Consider the following 20,710-nt stretch of genomic DNA (forward strand, 5'->3'; position numbering starts at 1 on the left):
GGGCCGCTACGACATCCGCTCGCTGACTCCCTTCGAGCGCCGGCCGGAGCGCGGACAATTGATGTATGCCCCCTTCAAAAGATACACGGGTGCGCGTCGATGTTTTCTGAAATAACATCGCCAGAGTTTGTCCCGTTAACAACCCTTCATAGCATTCGGGATTCTTTTTGATCACCAGGCCCATTTCTACCGCCTGCAAAATATCATCTGGCGACCACGTCTTCAGTGTCAAAAGATCCATATCTATTTCCTTTCTATTGAACCGCTGCTACAGCCTGACCCTGCTGGAATCGTGCAGGAGTTGCCAGGCAAGGGGGAGTTTCACCAATTCACAATTGTTCGCGCACAACAGATAACAACCGCGCTTGCACTTCATCGACAGAGCCTTTAATCTCGCAACCCGATGCGAGAATGTGACCGCCACCATCAAATTGACGGGCAATGCGATTGACATCCACTTTTCCCCGCGACCGCAAACTCACGCGCTGTTGTCCCGGTTCCTGTTCTTTAAAAAATAGTGCGACTTCAACTCCGTCAATCGACATCGCGTGATCGACCACGCCATCCAGATCGCCATTCATCGAATGGGTTTTGTGATCGACGTACAATGTGCCGATCTGCCCATTTTCGTGTAGCGTTAGATTCGACAGCGCAAATCCCAGGGTTTTCACCGTTTGGTACGTTTGATGCGAAAACATGTTCTCCGCAATCTGCTGCGGGTCAGCGCCATGTGTAACGAGTTCTGCGGCAGCACGGAGGGCGCGTTCTGGATGCGAATGTTTAAATAGCTTTGTGTCAAAAACAATTCCGGCATATAAACACGTCGCGATTTCGGGTGTAAATTCCGAATTACTGCAGCGGACGTGCCAGTTTATGAGCAAATAGATCAATTCACTGACAGAACTGGCATCTGGATCTATTACCCGTACATCGCCTTTCTCATCTGCATCTACATGGTGGTCAATCACCAGCGTTTTTGTTGCAGGCCCAATCAGATCCGCGACATCGCCAATGCGTTTTTTAGATGCGGTGGTATCTACTACCACGAGGCGCGGTACTACTGAAATTGAGGCGTGTACCGATTCTATGCGGTCATAGCCCGGCAAAAACCGATATTTGCGATCCGGCGTCTCATCCGCCACCACAATGCGGTGCTTTTGGTTCTGGCGAGTCAACCAGTGGTACAACCCCAATAACGCACCGAGGCCATCGCCATCGGCATTTACATGCGTTGTCAGCACGAGTTCCTCGCCTGATAACAAAAAATTCAGAGCCGCTTGAAAGTCCATTGTTATATCCGTATATATCAATGCAAGGGGATAGCAGATCATTGACGTTTTAAAATTTGCTCATGCTGGCGTTTGAGTTGCCACAAGATTTGCTGCCGTCGCTTCTGCGAACTGTGTATGGTATAAAGAATACTCACCCGTTTGCGCGCCGCCTGCAATGTCTGGACATCTCGCTGGTCCTGATCTTTTATCCTGGATAAATACAGCATGCGTTGGGCCGCATCTCGTAGTGACTTTGCTGAAAATAATACTGAGAGTATTCCCTGTCGCCCTATTTTGTATATCTCGCGCGCACGTTGCGCTATATTCTGCTCGCGATTTTTTAGTTGTGACTGAGCCAGTCGAAGCAGTTGCTCGGTACGGTTGATTTCATCCCCCAAACTATTGATTTCCTCAGCCAAATTTGGAGATGTGTCCTGCGGTTTCTCACTCTCGCTTTCAGATTGGTTCGGTGCCGATGCTTCCGACGAGACCTGAGGCGTTTGTAAATCACGCGCTTTTAAACTGTCCATCGCCGCTTGCTCAGCTTTCAGGCGTGCTTCCAGAACTTTTATTGTCTGTGCTCTTCCATTGGACGATGATGCGATTAGAAGAGCTATCATATACAATATGTACGCTGATTTTTGCACGCTATACCCCAATGGACAGGCATTGCCCTACGCGATTTCCCTCAACATGCGGTTCAGCGATGACCAACTGCCTACTGCGCCCAGTACAGTACCCAATGCTATCAGACAGAGTGTCAGTTCAATCGTTGGTGTGACTGTCAAACCCGGTACGCGAACAGCCCACCACGGTGATATATAAGCCAACATCAGGGGGGCTAAAAATCCACCGACAAAGCCCAGTATTGCACCTCCAGCCTCAAAGATCATCCACACAGTTATATCCGTTGCGCCGACCAACCGCATAATCCCAATGGCATCGCGCTGCGCCAGTACCATCAATTTGGTCGCATGGCTTATTGCAAATGCACACGCAAAACACAGGATACACCCAAGAGCGAGTCCAATGCCGGTAATTACTTTAATAAAATGCTCTAAAGAATTCGCCCAAGCTTCACCCACATTTACACCTTCTACAGCACTGTGACCGGTTACAGATCTTGCAACAGCCCGAGCGCGGCGCGGCATATTCTCACCGGGCGAGATACGTACTCTGAGCGAAGCGGGCAATGGATTGCTCGAAAGCGCATCGACCGTACCCAGGCCAAATCGTGACCGAAATTCTCTGGCAGCCGCGTCTTGATCTACATACATAATTCCGGCCACCTCGGGTCTTGCTTCTAACGTGCGCCGCAATGCCAATATGCGCTGAGGTGAAATGCCATCTTTTAAGTAAATGTCTATCTCTACCCGCGCGCGCAGCCGATCAACCAGCGCGTTCCCACTTTCGATGACCTGCCAAAGGAATCCCAATACCAGCAGCGATGCTCCAATGGTCGCCACAGAAATCACACCTGCGATTCTCGTCCGCACAACTCCTTGCCATGCCTCGCGCAATACCAGACTCATCTCACTTTTCCATTTGCTCAGTTTGTGACTTGCTCAACAACGCCATTTTCCAACTGCAATATTCGCCAGGGATATTGGTTTTCTTGCACTGCTTCACGTGTCGCTATGATCACAGCTATTCCGCGCGCATTCATCTTTTTAAAAATAGCCATCACCTGCTCTGTTGCGTCGGTATCCAAATTAGCGGTTGGTTCATCTGCCAACAAGACAAGGGGATCATTCACCAGTGCCCGCGCAATTGCCACCCGTAGTCGCCCATCACCCGACAACTCATCTGGATACGCATTGCGTTTGTGCAACAAATCCACATCTGACAATATTGCCTGTGTTTTGCGCTTGATCCAGCGTCGCGAAACACCTGTTACTTCAAGGGCGAAGGCCACATTTTCATAAACTGTGCGATGGTGCAATAATTTGAAGTCTTGAAATACGACACCCACTTGTCGTCGCAATTGAGGGATATCCGTTTTTCGAATTTGCCGCGAGTCGTACTCTCCCACAGATACCACGCCCGAACGGGGCAATTCCGCAAATATAATCAGTTCGAGTATCGCGCGCTTTTCCGCCTCGGTCTGTCCAACCAGATAGACAAATTCGCCCTGATTGATCTCTATGTTGGCATCGACCAATATCGGTTGTTCCCAATGCTCGACACATACGTTTTGTAATTTAATTACAGACATGATGTACAACTGCTTCAGCAGTAATTGAACTGTTTTCTTAGAACAAAATGCACCCGATCCGAAAAATCTGTCGGTGGTGCATACCCAAACCCACCGTATGCTCCCACCATTTCAAAAGGCGATTTATCCACAATTTCTTCGATCACCGACAGAGAATAGATGCGCTGTTGATGTACTTCTTTGACCACTTCATCCGTGTCTTCAAAATGAATATCAAATTTGTTGTATTGCACACCTTTCTCGTAATAGCTGTGTCGTCGATATGAAAATCCATCTCCCGAATCTTCTGACTGCATATTGCTAAAGTATTGCCTCGAATTGCTCTCTGTACAGATATCGACTACAAAGATACCGTTGAGATTTACAATGCGGTGTACTTCTTCCAACGCACGCGCGATCTTTTCGGGTGACATCAAATAGTTGATGCTATCGTACAAACACAACGCGGTATCGCACGGGGGCAAATCGCTCAAATCGAGTAGATTGCGATGGTAAAAGGGAATGGGATAGCGCAACTTCCGCGTTTTATCTACAGCGACATCCAGCATTTCCCTGCATCCATCCGCACCTATTACATCGAACTTCTGGCGGTATAGCTCAATTGCCAGACTGCCCGTTCCACAGGCCAGGTCCAGGACTCGATTGGGTTTGATCTTGTGTCGTGCGAGCAATGACGACACATAATGTGCCCAATGTACGTAATCTACGTGTCGCATCACATGGTCGTAAATGGTCGCTAAGCGGCTATAAGGTGTTGCCTCAGTAGTTGGCATAAAATGAAAAACGGCCAGCCCGTGCCGACCTTGACCTTTCTACTTTTCTGAGTGGTGAGGGGATGCGTCTCAAAAAAATTCTGGTGCCCGTGCCTCATCTCGAATAACGCGATAATATTCAGGTGCTCGCTTCCGCGACACATTGCCCTGTGGAATCGCCAGTACTTCGAACTCTAATAGGCGATCGGAAAATGCAATGCATACCCTCTGTCCGGCGCGCAGAGTGCGACTCGCTTTGGCCTCTTGCCCATCTACTGTCACAATGCCATTGCCACACGCCCGCTTGGCCTCTGAACGTCGCCGCACCAGACAACACGTATTTAGATAGATATCTAATCTCATACCATCCTATTCCAACCGCACATCCACATATAATTTTGCCCGCGTTTCCGCAAGTTTCTCGCGGAATAATTCCTGCAAGCGCTCTTCTTGAGCAAATTTCTCTAATGCAGTGGCATCGTCATTGATTCGGAATAGATTCCAGCCGCCTTCCATTTTTACGGGCAAACTCACATCACCCGGCTTGAGTGCGCGCACCACATCTGCGATTTCGGGTGGAAGGTTGGGCTTGGGAATGTCGTCCCTCCAAAATCCGCCGCGAGATGCTGTTTCTTCATAGTCGGAATGCTCGCGTGCAAGTTCGGCAAAATCCGCTCCGTCTTTAATCTGTTGATACAACGCCAGTGCCTTTTGCTGGCCGGCTTTTTCGTCTTTTTGTAGCAAAAACAAAATGTGACGCGCTCGCACCTGATCGTCCGAGATTTCTTCAACGCGAATGATGTGGAAGCCAAATTGCGATTGTACGAGGCCGCTCACCTCACCGACTTTGAGACTAAAGGCAACGTCTTCAAATGCAGGTACCATGGTTCCGCGTCCAAAAAAGCCCAGATCCCCACCTTGAGACGCGCTGCCCGGGTCCTGTGAGTATTCTTTTGCCAGTGCTGCAAAATCTTCACCTGCTCGAATACGCTCTAAGATCGCTTCTGCCTGGGGGCGAATTTTGTCCTGCTGTTCTGTCGATGCGGTAGGTTCTACAAAAATATGGCTCAACGACACGAAATCTGACTCGCCTCGGCGGTATTTTTCTTCAAATTCCTTTATATCCCGGGGCGATACGCTGACCTGCTGTGACAGCAGTCCATACATACTCTGTTCCAAATACTGGTTGCGAAACTGCTCTCTAAATCTGTCTCGCATCTGTCGCTCGGTCAACCCCGCTTTTTTTAATTCTTCGACAAAAGCTGCTGTGCCAAATTGTTCCTTAAACTGACGAACCTGCGCTCGCACCATTTCTTCCACGCGCTCGTCATCTACCTCTATGCTGTCTTCTCGCGCTCTGACCAGTAATAAGTTGCGCTGAATTTCATTTTCCAGCACCTTATTAAACATATTTTCAAGCTCTGCCTGTGGCACGGTTCGCACATCGATTTTTCGAGTAATCAACTCCATCCGCAGCTTGTTCTCCACATCAGACCGCAATACAATTTTGTCATCTACTACCGCTATAATTTTATCTACTAAGACAGGCTCTGCACGCGCTGTGCCCGCGAGCAGGAATACCCCAATCAGCAAGTTGATAAGCAGCGTTTTCATGTCGATAAATTCCTTCAAATCGGTGAGACGTTCCTCACCTTGTATTATTCAATTGCTTCCAATCTACTGACCATTCAATCTGTTCTTTGAGTTCGGCAATCAATTTGGCGCGTTGTTCGCGGCGGCGCTCGGCCAGGATGCGTTGCTGTATCTCGTCGCGCACATCGACCAGGTCGCGTATTGAACCCTCGTCGTTTCGATCCATTACCTCAATGATATGGTAGCCCAGTTCAGTGCGCGCGCGTATCCGGTGTCCCAATTTGGCATCCCAACATGCCGCCCAAAAAGAAGGGTTGACCATATCTTCGGTAAAATATCCCAGATCGCCACCATTTATAGCCGACTGATCGATTGAGACTTCGCGCGCCACCTGTTCAAAAAATTCGCCTTTTTGCAGGCGTACCCACGCCCGAGTTTGTGCATTCCGGTCTGCCACTATGAGATGCCGCACTCTGAGTTCGAGTTGGTCGCGCTCAAAATCTGCACGATGTTCTTCGTAATAGGTGAGAATTTCATCCTCTGAGACTTCGGCATCGCGTGCGTGTGTGCGTGCCATCAATTCGCTCGCCAATAGTTGCCGAACAGCGCGATCAATGCGATCTGACAGTTCGGGATCTCGATCGAGTTTTTGTCTTATGGCTTCTCGATAGAGGAGTTCTTCCTCGATCCAATTTTCGACCAGTCTTTGTTTTTCTTTTGGCGAGATTGTTCCTGCAAACGGAGAGGGAATACGCCTCTCCAATGCCTCTTTGGTCAGATGGCGATTTCCCACTTGCGCCACGATGGAAACTTTTTGTGGCTTATCGCACCCCCACATGCCAATCAGGCAGATTATTAGACCGATTTTTAAATACCGCGTCCGTTTCAAAACGCGATCTCCCATTGCGATCATATCCCCGCATGTGGCTCTAAACTATTGGCAATAAAAAAGGTTCCAAGTAATCGAATATACGCCTTCAAATTAGGCTCTGCAACACATTTTTAGCCGATTCTAACCGCGATTGCGGTCCCTTTCCAATTAGCGCTACTTCGATTTTTGGCGGTTCTCCCAGGGCAAATTCCAGGGGGAGTGGCGACTGTGTCACCATATGTTCAATATCTGTTCGCATCAGCGGTTTGTCTGGCGACAGGGTCATTATCATGGTCTGTCCGATTTGCAATTGCGACAATCTGAGTTGGCGAGCCAAAATTTTGACCTGTAATATGTCTAATAATGCGGATGTGGGTTCGGGCAAAGGACCAAAGCGATCTGCGAGTTCTTCCTCAATCGCCAGGACTTCTACTGTTCGCCTGATCTGGCCCAATCTTTGATAAAACTGCATTTTTTGATCCGCATCTGGAATATAGTCGTCTGGAATATACGATGATACGGATATCTGTACATCTGGTTCAATCGCAGGTTCGGTCTCATCGCCCTTAATTTGCCGCACGGCTTCGTCCAAAAGGCGCGTGTACAAATCAAATCCCACAGCTGCTATATGTCCGTGTTGCTGCGCGCCGAGCAAGTTGCCCGTGCCCCGAATTTCCATGTCTCGCATTGAAATGTGAAAACCCGATCCCAAATCCGAAAATTCTTCTATGGCGCGCAATCGCCTCACCGCTGGTTTTCTGAGTGCTTGCCACGACGGCACGAATAAATACGCATATGCCCGCTTATTTGACCGCCCAACCCGGCCGCGCAATTGATACAACTGCGCCAATCCCAGACGATCTGCTCGATTTACGATTAGCGTGTTCGCGTTGGGAATGTCCAGCCCGGATTCCACGATCATGGTCGAGACCAGAACATCGTATTTGTGCTCGAAAAAGTCCATCATCACTTTTTCGAGTTGTCGCTCGGGCATTTGTCCATGTCCCATACCAAAACGCACCTGCGGTAGCAGGCGGGTGAGAAAGCCCATCATCGCGTGCATGGATTGAACCCGATTGTGGACAAAATAAACCTGTCCACCGCGATCTACTTCTCGCAAGATCGCTTCGGCAATGCGGTCTTCTTCAAAAGCCAGCACTTCGGTCTGAATTGGCAAGCGGTCTTTGGGCGGGGTTTGTATGACAGACATATCGCGTGCGCCCATCAGCGACATGTGCAGGGTGCGCGGAATGGGTGTGGCGGTAAGTGTCAACACATCTACCAGGCGCCGCATTTCTTTTAACCGCTCTTTGTGCCGCACCCCAAAGCGGTGTTCTTCGTCTATGACCAGAAGGCCGAGGGATTTGAAGTTGACATCTTTTGACAACAACCGATGCGTGCCCACCACAATATCTACGGTGCCTTTCTTCATTGCCTCGAGGGTTCGCATCTGTTCGGCCCGCGTGCGGAAGCGGCTCAAGACCGCTATATGGACGGGAAATTCGGAAAACCGTTCACAAAATGTGCGATAATGTTGTTGCGCCAATATGGTTGTGGGGGCGAGCACTGCTACTTGTTTGCCATCTAAAATTGCCTTAAATGCCCCGCGAATCGCCACTTCTGTTTTGCCATATCCCACATCGCCACAAACCAACCGGTCCATGGCAGATTGCGCTTCCATATCTTTTCGCACGGCGTCAATCGCTTCTTGTTGATCCCGGGTTTCGCGATAGGGAAACGAGGCTTCCAGTGCGTTCATTTCTGATCCGTCAGGCGAAAATGCCATGCCCGGTTGCGCCTTGCGTTCGGCGTATAATGACACGAGTTCTGCCGCCATTTTGAATATGGCTTTGCGCGTCTTTTCCTTTAGCCGCTCCCAGGCCACTGTGCCCAATTTGCTCAATACGGGTACTATGCTATCCTGGCTCGAATATTTTTGCACCTGATTCATCTGATCCACTGGTACAAAAACCCGATCTCCATCCCGATATCCAATGGTGAGGCAATCGCTGGACATGCGGCCTATTTCAATTCGCTTCACGCCTTCAAACCGACCGATTCCGTGATCTACGTGTACGACAAAATCGCCGCGCTGAAGAGCGGATATGGTCTTGATGGGGTGTGCGTCTTGAAAACGTCGATACCGCCGTCTGCGATGTACGCGGCTGTAAATTTCGTGGTCATTGATCAAAAAGACTTTGCCAGGGCGGTATGTAAATCCGGATTGTAGTGTGCCCACGTATAGGGAGACCACATCGGCACTTTCTTCCAAAATTTCTTCCAGCCGCGCTTTTTGCCCATCACTTTCACACAGAATGACCACTTCATAAGCGTCCAACCAGTGCTTTCGCAAATCCTCTTTTAACAGTTGTACATGGCCTTCGTAGTGTCGCCCACTCTGTCCGCTCAAATCCACCACTTCCTCAGATGCCCCTCCCAGTGCGCGGTTCAAGACTCTGGGCATGTGTTCCAATTGTCGAAGGACGATTTCCGGTTGTCGGAGTACACATTGCGCTGGCAAGGGTTCTGTTTCCGCTCGCCGCTTTTTTTGTTTCTGTGCAATTTGCACACACGCGTGCCAGGCGTTATCCGCGGCGGTAGCGATGCTATCCGGGTCATCGAGGACGAGCCAGCATCCTTTGGGTATGTAATCCAACAAACCCGTTCGCTCGCCGTATAACACACTCAGATAATGTTCCTGTCCTTCAAAAATGCCTTCGCGTTCCAATAAGTTTCGCACCTCGGGCAACTCAATGCCCAGATCCCGTTCTGCTATTTCCAGATTTTCCAGATAAATGTCCGCCATTGTCAGCGGAAGTACGCTTTCCCGACAGGGTAAAATGCGCGTTTTCTCCATTTGCTCGATAGACCGCTGCGTGCTAAAGTCAAATGCTCGGATGGATGAAATTTCATCGCCCCAAAACTCCAGTCTGACCGGATGCGCGTTGCCAAACGAACAAACATCCAGGATGCCGCCGCGCATCCCAAATTGTCCCACGCCCTCCACAGTTGTTACCCGTTCATATCCGATTTCTACCAGATGGTCTGCCAGTTGTAGGGGCGATGTTTCCTGTTCCAGATGAAGCGATTTTACACTCAAGTCAAAGAGGTCCGGGGGCAAAGTGTGTCCCATTAGCGCTTCGATGGGTGTGACCACAATGCCGCTGGCCACCCGGCGTAGCTGGTCCAGCGCTTCCATCCGCAAGCCCACGACATCGAGGTGCGGCGAACGCCCGTCAAAATGGGCTACATCCCAACCTGGAAAGTAGCCTACATGTTCTTCGTCTAATAGCCGCTCTAAATCATTGCGCAGTGCCTCGGCGCGGTCCTCATCTGCACATACGACTACCACCGGGCCAGGTACGGTTTCCTCAATCCACGCGATGGCAAATGCCGATAGCGATCCGGATCCTCCACGCATGGTTATGACCCGCTCTCCCGATTCCAGTTTTTGCGATAGGTCCTTAAATGGTGACGAGTTTTTGATTCTGTTGTACAATCTTTCAACTGACATAAATTTTTAACTTTTCCTCCCAAATAGTACACGCCAAAAAGCTCGACACAAGATATGCGTCGAGCTTTTCAGAGAGATGGCGGGGTAGACGGGGCTCGAACCCGCGACCACCGGCGTGACAGGCCGGTACTCTAACCAGACTGAGCTACTACCCCAGGTTCAATTAATCTTCAAAATTCCATGCAAGGGTCGGAAATTTAACAAGGTGTCTTTTTAGTGTCAAGCAAATTTAACGAATCATACCCCTTGTTTTTGGCATCTCATCTCGTTATGTTAGGGCAAAACTCTAAAAGGAGGATTCTATGACCCGACGCGATGCCTTATGGATCGTTTGCTTCCTGATCGCAGGGGCGCTCGGTCTTACATGTTATATCCAGTTTTTCGACCGCGCGCTTCCCGTTGCTTCGCTCAATTTTCGCGTTGATCGCGAACAGGCATATCAATCTGCTGAAGCGTATCTTCACCGTCTGGGTTACGATCTCACAGATTACGAAAGTGCTCAGGTCTTCTCGTACTCCAGCCTACCCCAGGTTTTTCTCGAACGCACTCTGGGTCTTGAGGAGGCCAATCAACTCGTGCGCGAGTGGGTCTCGGTATGGTATTGGAATATCCGCTGGTTTAAGCCACTTCAAAAAGAAGAACTCCGCGTGCGTATTGATCCCGGCGGGCGCATTGTAGGGTTTACGCACAGCATTCTGGAGTCTGACGAAGGCGCGAGTCTTTCAGAAGAAGATGCCCGCGTCATTGCGGAAACCTTTCTGATCGATGTGCAGGGCTTTCAACTCGATGAATACGAACCTATCGAAGCGTCGAGTATTGAGCGCCCCAATCGAATGGATCACACTTTTTCTTTTCGCAAAAAAGATTTTGTCGTGGGCGATGATGGGCACTACCGTTTGAGCGTTACGGTTAAGGGTGACAAAGCGGGGTATTTTGCCGAATATCTCAAAGTGCCCGAAACTTTTTCCCGCAATTATCGAGAAATTCGCTCGCGTGCTGGTCTGCTCACCAATATTGCGTCGGTTTTCTTTTTTGCACTGGGCATTGCAATGGTTGTGGTGCTCGTGCGTAAATATCGCCAGCGCACATTGATATGGCGCGCTGCTCTTGGCGTGGGTATTCTCGTGGCCGCTACCACTTTCCTCGGTGCCGTCAATGGGTATCCGATCACGCGCTTTGGTTACGATACCACGCAGTCATTTGTTTCCTTTATTCTCACCTTTATCTTCGGTGGGCTGTTGAGTGCTGTGCTCAGTGGGGTTATTATTGCGTTATCCGGTACAGCCGGAGGGGCTGCCGCCCAGGATGTGGAAGGCTGGAAAAATCCACTCGCGCGACTGTCTCTGCGCGGCTGGCGATCTGCGAATTTTGCGCATGTCACCCTTGTCGGTTATGGGCTTGCATTTGCCCATCTGGGATACGTAACCATCTTTTACATTTTGGGCAATGATTATCTGGGGGTCTGGTCTCCCGCGGCGATGACACAGTACAGCAATACGTATAGTACTTACTTGCCGTGGATTTATCCCCTGCTTATCGGTCTTCTCGCCGCAACGATGGAAGAATTTTTCTTCCGTCTGCTCGCCATTTCCCTGCTTATTCGGTATTTAAAAAAGACCTGGTTGGCCGTGCTCATTCCCGCGATTGTGTGGGCATTTTTGCACGCGAATTATCCGCAGGAGCCTATTTATATTCGCGGTCTCGAACTCACCGTGGTTGGCGTTATCTTTGGTATTGTGTTTTTGCGCTACGGCGTTTGGGCAACGATTATTTCGCATTATGTGTACAATTGCTTTCTCGGCATCTATCCGATGGTGCAGTCCGACAGTCTCTACTTCAAGGTCTCGGGCATCTTGGCGGTTGCGATTATTTTTATTCCGGCGATTCCCGCTATTTTTGGTGTGATTACAGGACGCTATAAAGAGATTGAGGAGCCCGAGGAGGTGTCGCTCCCTGAGGTGCCAGAGGAGCCAGTATCTGAAACACCGATTACTGAACCCGAACTACCTCCTGAACCCGAGGTCGAGCGCAAGACCCCTTCGGATTATCTCATTCCTAAAAGTGGTCTCGTCGTCTTTGGGGTTCTCGGTCTGATCGGTTGGTCCGTGTATTTCATATCCGACCTCCCGGGATTTGCCAAATACGCTCGGGAGTCCATTATTACGCGGGCCGAGGCGATTGAGAAGGCAGAGGATATCCGGCGTCAACTTGGGCTTAATCTGGAAGGCTATCAACGCACCACGTCATTTTCCAGCGGTTTTGGATCCGGCCATTTTACACATCTTATCCGAAATGTCGATCTGGCGCGTGCAGACACGCTCGCTGCTGAGAATACAGCCTCGTGGCGCTGGCGGGTGCGCTGGTTCAAACCTCTGGAAAAGGAAGAACTCACCATCAGTATTGATGGCAATGGCGATTTTTGCCGCATATCGCATTATGTCCCCGAAAATCGGGAGGGTGCAGAACTCAGTACGGAAGATGCGCAAGAGATTGCCGAGGCTTTTCTGTCCGATTATTTACAGCGCGATGTGACAGATACGGACCTCTACAAACGCCTTGAAGCCCGTTCGCAAAAGCGCGAAAACAGAATGGATCACAGTTTTGTGTGGGAGCGCACGGATATCAAAGTTGAAGAGGGAGAATTTCGCATTATTGCCTCTGTACAGGGCGATCAAGTCGGTCAGACAAACGCATACTACAAAGCACCCGAAGAGTTTTTGAGGAAATTGCGGGAACGCACAGCAAAAAGCACGATTGTCTCTACTGTCTCGACAATCGCAGTTCTGGCCACGGCCGTACTCGCCATTATTTTCTTTTTACGCGCCTATCGCGATGGACATGTCAACTGGCGATTACCCCTTTGGGTTGGCATTCTGGCGGGTGTGTGTTATTTGCTCACAACACTCAATAATCTACCTGCGTTCTACGCTGGTTATAATACCAGTGAGGCGATGAGTACTTTTCTCGGGGATAAACTCATTGGCTTCGTCATAGGGCTTGTTACTGCTGCGATTATGGTTTTTCTTCTTTGTGCTTTTGGCGATACGATGTATCGTCGCGAACGTCCCCAGGAGATGCAATTCTCCGATTGGATTGATGTGCTTCGCCTGAAGATAAATAGCCCAGCTCTCTGGTGGCAGGTTGCCTTTCTCGCTGTCTGCTATTTTGGGATTACCAGAGGGAATAGCATTTTTTCGTCTTATATCAATCTCACCTATCTCGGCGATTATCTCGTCGCAGGTGGTGGCAGGCCCCCTGAAATCAATAGCTATTTCCCCGCATTTGGGGAACTTATCGACGAAGTCAACAGTATGCTCATAGCTCCCTTTGCCATTCTCGGTATTCTGTTTGTCTTTTGGCGCGTGATAGGGAAGATAAATCTGGTGATTCTCGTTGCATTGCTCGTGCTCATCTTCCAATCTGTGGTTTCGCCAGCGAAAGACTTTTATCACGCGGGTATTCTTCTCGCCAAGAGTATTCCATATTGGGTGATTATGGCTTTTCTCATTTTGAAGTATATCCGCTTCAATCTGCTCTTTTATGCCGTGATGGCCTGGTGTTCAATTATTTTTGTCGGCATTCGCTATCTCAAATACGATGCTTATCAGATCAATGGGATTCTCATGGTTCTCTTTGGCCTCGTTCCTCTCATTCTTGCCGTTCTCGCATGGTACAAAGCGCGATCCTCGGCGTAGGAGGTATCTGTGGACCATATCCGCACGGCCTGGCCGACTTCGGTGGCGGAGGAGGCTTACTGGGAGTCGATTCGCAAGCAGTATATGATTGCGCCGGATGAAGTTTATCTCAATACTGGCTCTTTTGGTTCACAGCCCAGACCCGTGTTTGAGAAGATGCTGGAAATATTGGAGGATGTTGAACGCAACCCTACGCGACATCGAGCGGAATACAATAGCGTTGTAGATAATTCTCGCGTCCATCTGGCGGCGTTTATCAATGCGCCGTCAGAGGATATTGCTTTTGCCACCAATGTTACTATGGCTATCAACATGGTGGTGCATGGGCTGGATTGGCGTCCGGGCGATGAAATTCTGGCTTCAGATCAGGAATACGGTGCGATTGACAACTGCTTGCATCTGGCAGAGCGCCGCTATGGCGTGGTGGTCAAGCGCGTCCAGATCCCCATTCCTCCCGAGCACCCTGAAGATATTCTGAATGTTTTTGAGGATGAATTTACAGATCGTACAAGGCTGGTTTTTTGCAGCCATATCACCACCCGCACGGGGCTGATTACTCCGATTAGAGCACTGGCCCGACTGGCGCACGACCGCGGTGCGCTGATTGCAGTAGATGGTGCGCATGCCCCGGGGATGATTCCGCTAAACTTACAGGACTTCGGCTGCGATTTTTACGGTGGCAATTGCCACAAATGGCTCTGTGCGCCCAAAGGCACAGGTTTTCTCTATGTTTCGCCTTCGATGCAGGAGCGACTCAATCACGTTGTTGTGAGTTGGGGATATAGCCAGGAAGGCGTGAAGAAGGGGGCAGACGGCATTTTGCGGATCAATGACCGTCCGTTTATGTGGGGTATTGAGAACTGGGGTACCCGGGATCAGGCGTGTTTTGCAGCGGTGAGCGCAGCGATTGAATTTCAAGAGGCGGTTGGCAAAAAGCGAATTCGAGAACGGGGGCAACAACTGGCGGCGTACCTGCGAGGTCGTTTGGCTGAAACTGGTTGGGCAAAATTGCTTACGCCTTCCGTGCCAGATTTATCTGGATCGATCTCGGCTTTTCATCTTTCTGGATTCGACGATCTGGATCTTGATGAGCGATATCGGATTACTGTGCCTATTGCAAAGAGCGATGACGTTTACTGGATGCGCGTTTCTACCCATATCTGCAATGGTTTTGATCATGTAGATCGTTTGATAGATGCTTTAGGCGAAGAGAGAAATGCCTGACTTGTTTTGTGTTCAAGAACCTACCTCACGGAATCCTTCAGGCAAATTTTCTCCTTTCACAAGTGCGGCCTTCAATGCGCGTGAATGCTGACAATTTCCCCTGTATTGAAATCCGCGGCAGGCACAGGATACATCGTTTCCATCTACTTCCAATTCGTAAAAAGCCCCTGGCCGCGATGAACTCTCCGCGCGATACTTTGTAATTTTGGGTCCACTCAATACTCGCGCCAGAATTTCAATAGCTTCTTGCGATGGTTGTTGGCGTTCAACCGGTTCACCTATGCCAAATGCCTCTGTATGCGCTTCACGAAAGGCTGCGCTTGCCTCGCGCAACACTTCGCCCACTTGTGCGCTGTTTATATCTCCGGGCAAGGCATCTACTCCGGGTTGCAACACATCCATGATGCGTCGCATTTCACCCATTACATCGCGATGGAAGTCTTCGGGCAGTGCGCGGCCTTCTACCATTTGATCGATCAAGTCCGCTTTTGTTTCCAGTACTGTGCGTACAAATGTATCGACTGTATCACGTCCAATCATATACGTCACATTTACCATATCCGTCTGCCCAATGCGATAAGCCCGATCTTCGGCTTGCCAGTGGTTGACGGGTACCCAGTCCAGATCGTTAAAAATGACCTGGCGAGCCGCTGTCAGATTTAGTCCCACGCCGCCTGCTGTGATATTTGCCAGCAATAATCGCACGTCATCGTCTTCCTGAAACCGATCTGCCCGTTCTTGCCTTTGTGCTACCGGTACTTCACCTGTAATGACCACGGCCTTGTCGCCGAATTTTGTTTTTAAAATTTCCAGTGGACGCAAGAAGCACGAAAATACTATCGCTTTTTCTCCCTGATCTACTACATTTTCTACAAAGGGCAATGTCGTTCGCACTTTGGAAGTTGCCAATCGAAGTCTTGCCCTTGTCAACTGCCCCAGGGCGCGCCCCCGTTCTTCAGAGAATGGGGATTCTTCTAATGTCTCTCGCACATTTCGCCGAGAATATTTTTGTAGCAGTTCCAGGACGGCTATGCTCATTCGATGCGCGACTCTACTCGATACATCTACATCCAACCAGGTCCGTATCTTAGGTGGCAGATCCAGGACTTGATTCTTCGTCCGCCGCAACATAATCCCGTGTAAGTGTACGGTTAGTTCTTCGATATTGCTCGCGCCATCTGTTACCCAGCCATATTCTCCCTTATACGCATCGCAATACCGTTTTGCAAATCCCATAAAGCTGCGTCCCAGTGCGTGTCGAGCAAGTTGTAGCAATGGGAAGAGATCCCTTGGCCGACTCGTCAGGGGGGTGCCTGTCAAGAGATGCACTACGGTCTCTTCAGGTAATTGCCTCACCAGTTGCATAGAAAATTTGTGCCGCTGACTGCGATGGTTTTTCAAATAATGCGCCTCGTCAAAGACTACGCCTTTCCATCCCAGTGCACATAACGCATCGATGTGCTTGCCCAGGATGTCGTAATTGATAATCGCCCAGCCCTCAAATCCAGCCTCAGGTGGATCGTCCGGTCCAATAATCCACGTATGTACACGGGGTAGAACAATCGCAATTTCTCTCTCCCAATTGCGCTTCACTGTCGCTGGGCAAATTACCAGATACGGTCCATGAGGTTCGGTTTGTGACATCGCAATTACGGACTGCCGGGTTTTGCCCAGTCCCATGTCATCGGCTAAGATTGATCGCCGCCGTCCCATCAAAAACGCTATGCCTTCTACCTGATGCGGATAGAGTCCTTCGGCTATATCTGTCGCGCGGTTTAGTATCGCTGTATCGAATGTTTCAGCCATAGAGACAACCTGTTTGGTGAATTTAGTTGCTTTTAATACAAGTCTTTTCTTTTTTAAATATAGTTTATACTTTGCTTTTTGCAATCGGCAAACTATTAATACCTACCGTTAAGGAGTTTCTCATGAATTTGGATTTTATCAGCAATGTTTTTGAAACCGAAACTATTGATCTGGCTGGCACGCGAGAAAGGATTGTGCGTGGTGGGCGCGATCTTTTCCACAAATTGCCAGAGGCCCTCAAAGATGTTAACCAGATTGGCGTGATCGGCTGGGGATCACAGGGGCCTGCGCAGGCACAAAATCTGCGCGAATCTCTGGAAGGCACAGGGGTCAAGGTCAAAGTGGGGCTGCGGCCTGGCTCTTCCTCGGTTGAAGATGCCGAAGCTGCCGGTTTTACCGAAGCTAATGGCACTTTGGGGGAGATGTATCAGGTCATCGCGGAATCGGATCTGGTGCTTTTGCTCATCGCCGATGCGGCGCAGGCGGAGAATCATCAGGCTATTTTTGACCGCCTCAAACCCGGAGCTACGCTCGGTCTGTCACATGGGTTTTTGCTCGGTCACATGAAAACTATGGGGACTAAATTTCCCGACAATGTAAATGTGATCGCCGTTTGTCCGAAAGGCATGGGGCCTTCTGTGCGCCGTCTGTACGAACAGGGTAAAGAAGTCAATGGCGCGGGCATCAATGCCTCGTTTGCCGTGGTGCAGGATATCGATGGCAATGCTACTGATGTTGCTCTTGGATGGTCTATTGCACTCGGCGCGCCTTTTACGTTTCAGACCACACTGGAACAGGAATATCTCTCCGATATCTATGGCGAGCGCGGTATCCTTCTCGGCGCTGTACACGGGGTGGTGGAATGTCTTTACCGCCGCTATACATTTCAGGGGATGGGCGAGGAAGACGCTTTTAATGAATCGTGCGAGTCCATTACTGGTCCCATTTCAAAAATCATTTCCAAGCAGGGTATTCTCGCGGTGTACGAGGGTTTTGACGATGCGGGCAAGGCCGAATTTGAGAAAGCCTATTGCGCATCTTATCATCCGGCGTCTGAAGTTCTGCTCGAGATCTATGATGACGTTGCAAGCGGCGATGAAATCCGCAGTGTGATCGCGGCGAATAAACGCTTTGAGCGTTATCCTATGGGGAAGATTGACGGCACGCGCATGTGGGAGGTGGGCAAGAGCGTGCGCGCCCGGCGAGTTGAAGAAGATATTCCCGTCAATCCGTTTACCGCAGGTGTTTATTGCGCGGTTATGGTGGCGCAATGCGATATTCTCTCTGAAAAAGGTCACGCCTGGTCCGAGATTGCCAATGAATCTGTTATCGAGAGTGTGGATTCACTCAATCCCTATATGCACTATCGCGGCGTGGCTTATATGATTGACAATTGTTCGACAACCGCGCGTTTGGGCGCGCGCAAATGGGCACCCCGCTTCGACTATTTGCTCACGCAACAAGCTTTTGTCGCGATTGATACAGGGGGAGACCTCGATGGAAAGGTTTTCGAGGCATTCCTTACCCATCCCATCCATCCCGTGCTTCAAACCTGTGCGGCATTGCGCCCTTCCGTAGATATTTCACTTGGCGAGTAGGCTATCTGTTTTAGTACATGACAAAGCGCTGTGCAGATCATTCTGCACAGCGCTTTTTTGATGTTGATGCGGTTCAGGCTCTTTTTGCCACGGCTACAATCCGCTTTGTATATCCCGACAGGTCGTCCATGAGCGAATATATGGTGGGCAAGATGACGAGCGTGAGGATAGTAGAGATCGAGAGACCAGAAATAATGACCAGACCAATTGGTCCCCAACGCCTGGCATTGCCTTCGGCATTGCCGTAAATCATCGGGATAACCAGCGGCGTAAGCCCCAGGATGGTCGTGGTTGCGGTCATCAAAATGGGACGCAGGCGGTCCTGCCCGCCGCGCAAGATCGCATCTCTTCGATATAATCCTTGCTTGCGATAGCGATTGATGTGGTCGATTAATACAATGCCGTTGTTGACCACAATACCAAACAAAATGAGCAACCCATAAGTCGCATTGCTGTCCAGCGCAATACCGAATATGTAAAGTCCCAATGCGACACCTATAAATGCAAAGCTGATCGAAAACATGATGGTAAATGGATGGATGTACGATTCAAATAGAGAAGCCATGATCAGATAAATGAGCAGTGCTGCGAAAATCATGGTGAAATTGGTTTCGCCCTCTTCTGAGGCCATATAGCGGAACCGCCGATCCATCTGCCAGCTATACCCATTGGGCAATGGGATGGCATCCATGCGGTCGCGCATTTCATAACCGACCTTTTGAACTTCCGATGCTTCCGTGTTTGCAAATACGGTTACAGTTGACATTCGATCCTGACGCTCGATGGATTGGGGACCTTTGGTCAATTCAAAATCGGCCAGGCTGGCAAATGCAATCATATTGCCCCGGTTGTTTTCAAAGGAGAGGGTTTTGAGTTGGTCCAGTGTGGCGCGGTCTTCTTCTCGCAATTGCAGCGCAATATCGATTTCTCCATCCGGCGTTTTGAATTTGCTATTTCCGCGTGCCCCCAATGCCGTGGCAACAGTTGTGGCTATTTGCTGCGGTGAAAGGCCGTATTGTTGCGCGCGTTCTCTCCTCACCGAGACCCTGATTTCTTCTGTGCCACTTTCCAGGCTGGTTTCCACGTCGTGAATGCCCTCAATATCGTCCATTCGCAGCCGAATATCTTCAGCCAGGATAGCCAGCACTTCGGGGTTCCTGCCTTTGATTTCTACCCCGACGCCCGTGCCACTGCTACCACCTCGTCTGAAGCCCGCCTTAAAACGCACGCCCGGGATGTCTTTGGGCAGCAACTCACTTACCTTTTTTTTCACATCATCTGTGCTCAACGGGCTTTCTTCGACGGGTTTTAAGTACAGATAAATCGTATTGCCGCGTCGGGTGCTAAATCGCGTTTTTATCGCTTCGATATCCAGTTCTTCCTTTTGGGGGATGATAATGGCTTCAATTTGTTTGAAAAGCGCGAGTGCGTCGTCGATATCGTAAGTTCGCGGCATTTCCACCATATAGCCCACCATGCGATCGGGTTGATAGCGATAGCGCTGTACTTCAATTTTGGTGAAAATGTATATGCCGCCAAAGAGGATAAATGTAGCGACGACAACGGTGGTCCAGCGATAGTGCAGGGTTGTGCTAATTACACGCGTGTAAACACCTTTGAGGCCAAGATGTCGAAACCGGAAATAGATATAGCCGGTTGTGGCAACAAATGCGCCCAGCGCGATCCATGCGCCTATTGGCACGGTTGAAAGCCCGCCCAAAATCCACAGGGTGTTATCTTTGAGCCAGTTAGCGGATTCGACTATGCCTTGCTGGTAAATGAGATACGCCGCGCCTGTGGCAAATAAAGTGCCCAATCCAATTTTTAAGAAGAGATCGACGCGAGTACCCGCATTTGAAAATGCTCGGGAGCAGGCCAGGGGGATGAGTGTTAAAGCCACGCATAGTGCGGCTACGACTGCAATGCATACGGTGATGGCAAAATCGCGCATCCACATTGTATTGTACGATCCCGAAATAAATATGAGGGGTACAAATACACATATCGTCGTCAGTGCCGCCGCCAGTACGGGTATGCCGATTTCGCGGCTGCCCTCAATCGCTGCGGTTCGCGTGCCGTCGCCTACATCAAAACGCCTGCGATAAATATTTTCCAGAGCCACGACGGCTGGATCGACCAGCATTCCAATGGCGACCATTAAACCCATCATC

15 protein-coding genes and 1 tRNA gene are annotated in these 20,710 nt (G+C 49.9%); 3 read left to right on the forward strand and 13 right to left on the reverse strand.

What is annotated here, in order from left to right; translation table 11 throughout:
• The 11 genes from OXH16_23735 to OXH16_23785 all read right to left on the reverse strand — a co-directional run.
• The coding region (locus tag OXH16_23735; protein ID MCY3684416.1) for a hypothetical protein at positions 1 to 241 on the reverse strand (241 nt) is incomplete at its 3' end.
• Positions 242 to 329: 88 nt separating this feature from the next.
• Positions 330 to 1,289, reverse strand: a complete 960-nt coding sequence (locus OXH16_23740; protein MCY3684417.1) for a bifunctional oligoribonuclease/PAP phosphatase NrnA — start codon at positions 1,287 to 1,289, stop codon at positions 330 to 332.
• A 38-nt stretch (positions 1,290 to 1,327) separates the two neighbouring features.
• The gene (locus OXH16_23745) at positions 1,328 to 1,918 is read right to left on the reverse strand and encodes a hypothetical protein (protein MCY3684418.1); all 591 of its coding nucleotides are present in this window, start codon (positions 1,916 to 1,918) and stop codon (positions 1,328 to 1,330) included.
• Between the two features lie 27 nt (positions 1,919 to 1,945).
• On the reverse strand, positions 1,946 to 2,803 hold the full coding sequence (locus OXH16_23750) for a permease-like cell division protein FtsX (protein MCY3684419.1): 858 nt from the start codon (positions 2,801 to 2,803) through the stop codon (positions 1,946 to 1,948).
• Between the two features lie 17 nt (positions 2,804 to 2,820).
• Positions 2,821 to 3,486: an ATP-binding cassette domain-containing protein gene (locus OXH16_23755; protein MCY3684420.1), complete on the reverse strand. Its 666-nt coding sequence runs from the start codon at positions 3,484 to 3,486 to the stop codon at positions 2,821 to 2,823.
• A gap of 14 nt (positions 3,487 to 3,500) precedes the next feature.
• Positions 3,501 to 4,259: a class I SAM-dependent methyltransferase gene (locus tag OXH16_23760; protein ID MCY3684421.1), complete on the reverse strand. Its 759-nt coding sequence runs from the start codon at positions 4,257 to 4,259 to the stop codon at positions 3,501 to 3,503.
• 69 nt (positions 4,260 to 4,328) lie between these two features.
• A complete protein-coding gene (locus OXH16_23765; GenBank protein ID MCY3684422.1) occupies positions 4,329 to 4,601 on the reverse strand; it encodes a S4 domain-containing protein in 273 nt (90 codons plus the stop codon).
• Positions 4,602 to 4,607: 6 nt separating this feature from the next.
• Positions 4,608 to 5,852, reverse strand: coding sequence for a peptidylprolyl isomerase (locus OXH16_23770; GenBank protein MCY3684423.1), 1,245 nt, complete (start codon positions 5,850 to 5,852; stop codon positions 4,608 to 4,610).
• A gap of 34 nt (positions 5,853 to 5,886) precedes the next feature.
• Positions 5,887 to 6,735, reverse strand: a complete 849-nt coding sequence (locus OXH16_23775) for a peptidylprolyl isomerase (GenBank protein ID MCY3684424.1) — start codon at positions 6,733 to 6,735, stop codon at positions 5,887 to 5,889.
• A 73-nt stretch (positions 6,736 to 6,808) separates the two neighbouring features.
• Positions 6,809 to 10,216 (reverse strand): transcription-repair coupling factor, encoded by a 3,408-nt coding sequence (gene mfd, locus OXH16_23780; GenBank protein MCY3684425.1) that lies wholly within the window; start codon positions 10,214 to 10,216, stop codon positions 6,809 to 6,811.
• Between the two features lie 77 nt (positions 10,217 to 10,293).
• Positions 10,294 to 10,371: transfer RNA gene (locus OXH16_23785), tRNA-Asp, on the reverse strand.
• Between the two features lie 147 nt (positions 10,372 to 10,518).
• Between OXH16_23785 and OXH16_23790 the strand changes: the two genes are divergently transcribed.
• Together OXH16_23790 and OXH16_23795 are read left to right on the forward strand one after the other, a co-directional pair.
• A complete protein-coding gene (locus tag OXH16_23790; protein MCY3684426.1) occupies positions 10,519 to 13,911 on the forward strand; it encodes a CPBP family glutamic-type intramembrane protease in 3,393 nt (1,130 codons plus the stop codon).
• Positions 13,912 to 13,920: 9 nt separating this feature from the next.
• Positions 13,921 to 15,135 carry an aminotransferase class V-fold PLP-dependent enzyme gene (locus tag OXH16_23795; protein ID MCY3684427.1) on the forward strand — a complete coding sequence of 405 codons (1,215 nt, stop codon included), beginning with the start codon at positions 13,921 to 13,923 and terminating at the stop codon, positions 15,133 to 15,135.
• A gap of 12 nt (positions 15,136 to 15,147) precedes the next feature.
• Here the strand turns inward: OXH16_23795 and OXH16_23800 are convergent, their stop codons facing one another.
• Positions 15,148 to 16,941: a DEAD/DEAH box helicase gene (locus OXH16_23800; protein ID MCY3684428.1), complete on the reverse strand. Its 1,794-nt coding sequence runs from the start codon at positions 16,939 to 16,941 to the stop codon at positions 15,148 to 15,150.
• A 122-nt stretch (positions 16,942 to 17,063) separates the two neighbouring features.
• Here OXH16_23800 and OXH16_23805 point away from each other — a divergent pair, with 122 nt between their 5' ends.
• Positions 17,064 to 18,539, forward strand: a complete 1,476-nt coding sequence (locus OXH16_23805; GenBank protein ID MCY3684429.1) for a ketol-acid reductoisomerase — start codon at positions 17,064 to 17,066, stop codon at positions 18,537 to 18,539.
• A gap of 73 nt (positions 18,540 to 18,612) precedes the next feature.
• Here OXH16_23805 and OXH16_23810 read toward each other — a convergent pair.
• A partial coding sequence (locus OXH16_23810) for an efflux RND transporter permease subunit (protein MCY3684430.1) occupies positions 18,613 to 20,710 on the reverse strand: 2,098 nt, incomplete at its 5' end.

It is taken from the genome of Gemmatimonadota bacterium (genome assembly GCA_026705765.1).
Classification (GTDB): Bacteria; Latescibacterota; UBA2968; order UBA2968; family UBA2968; genus VXRD01.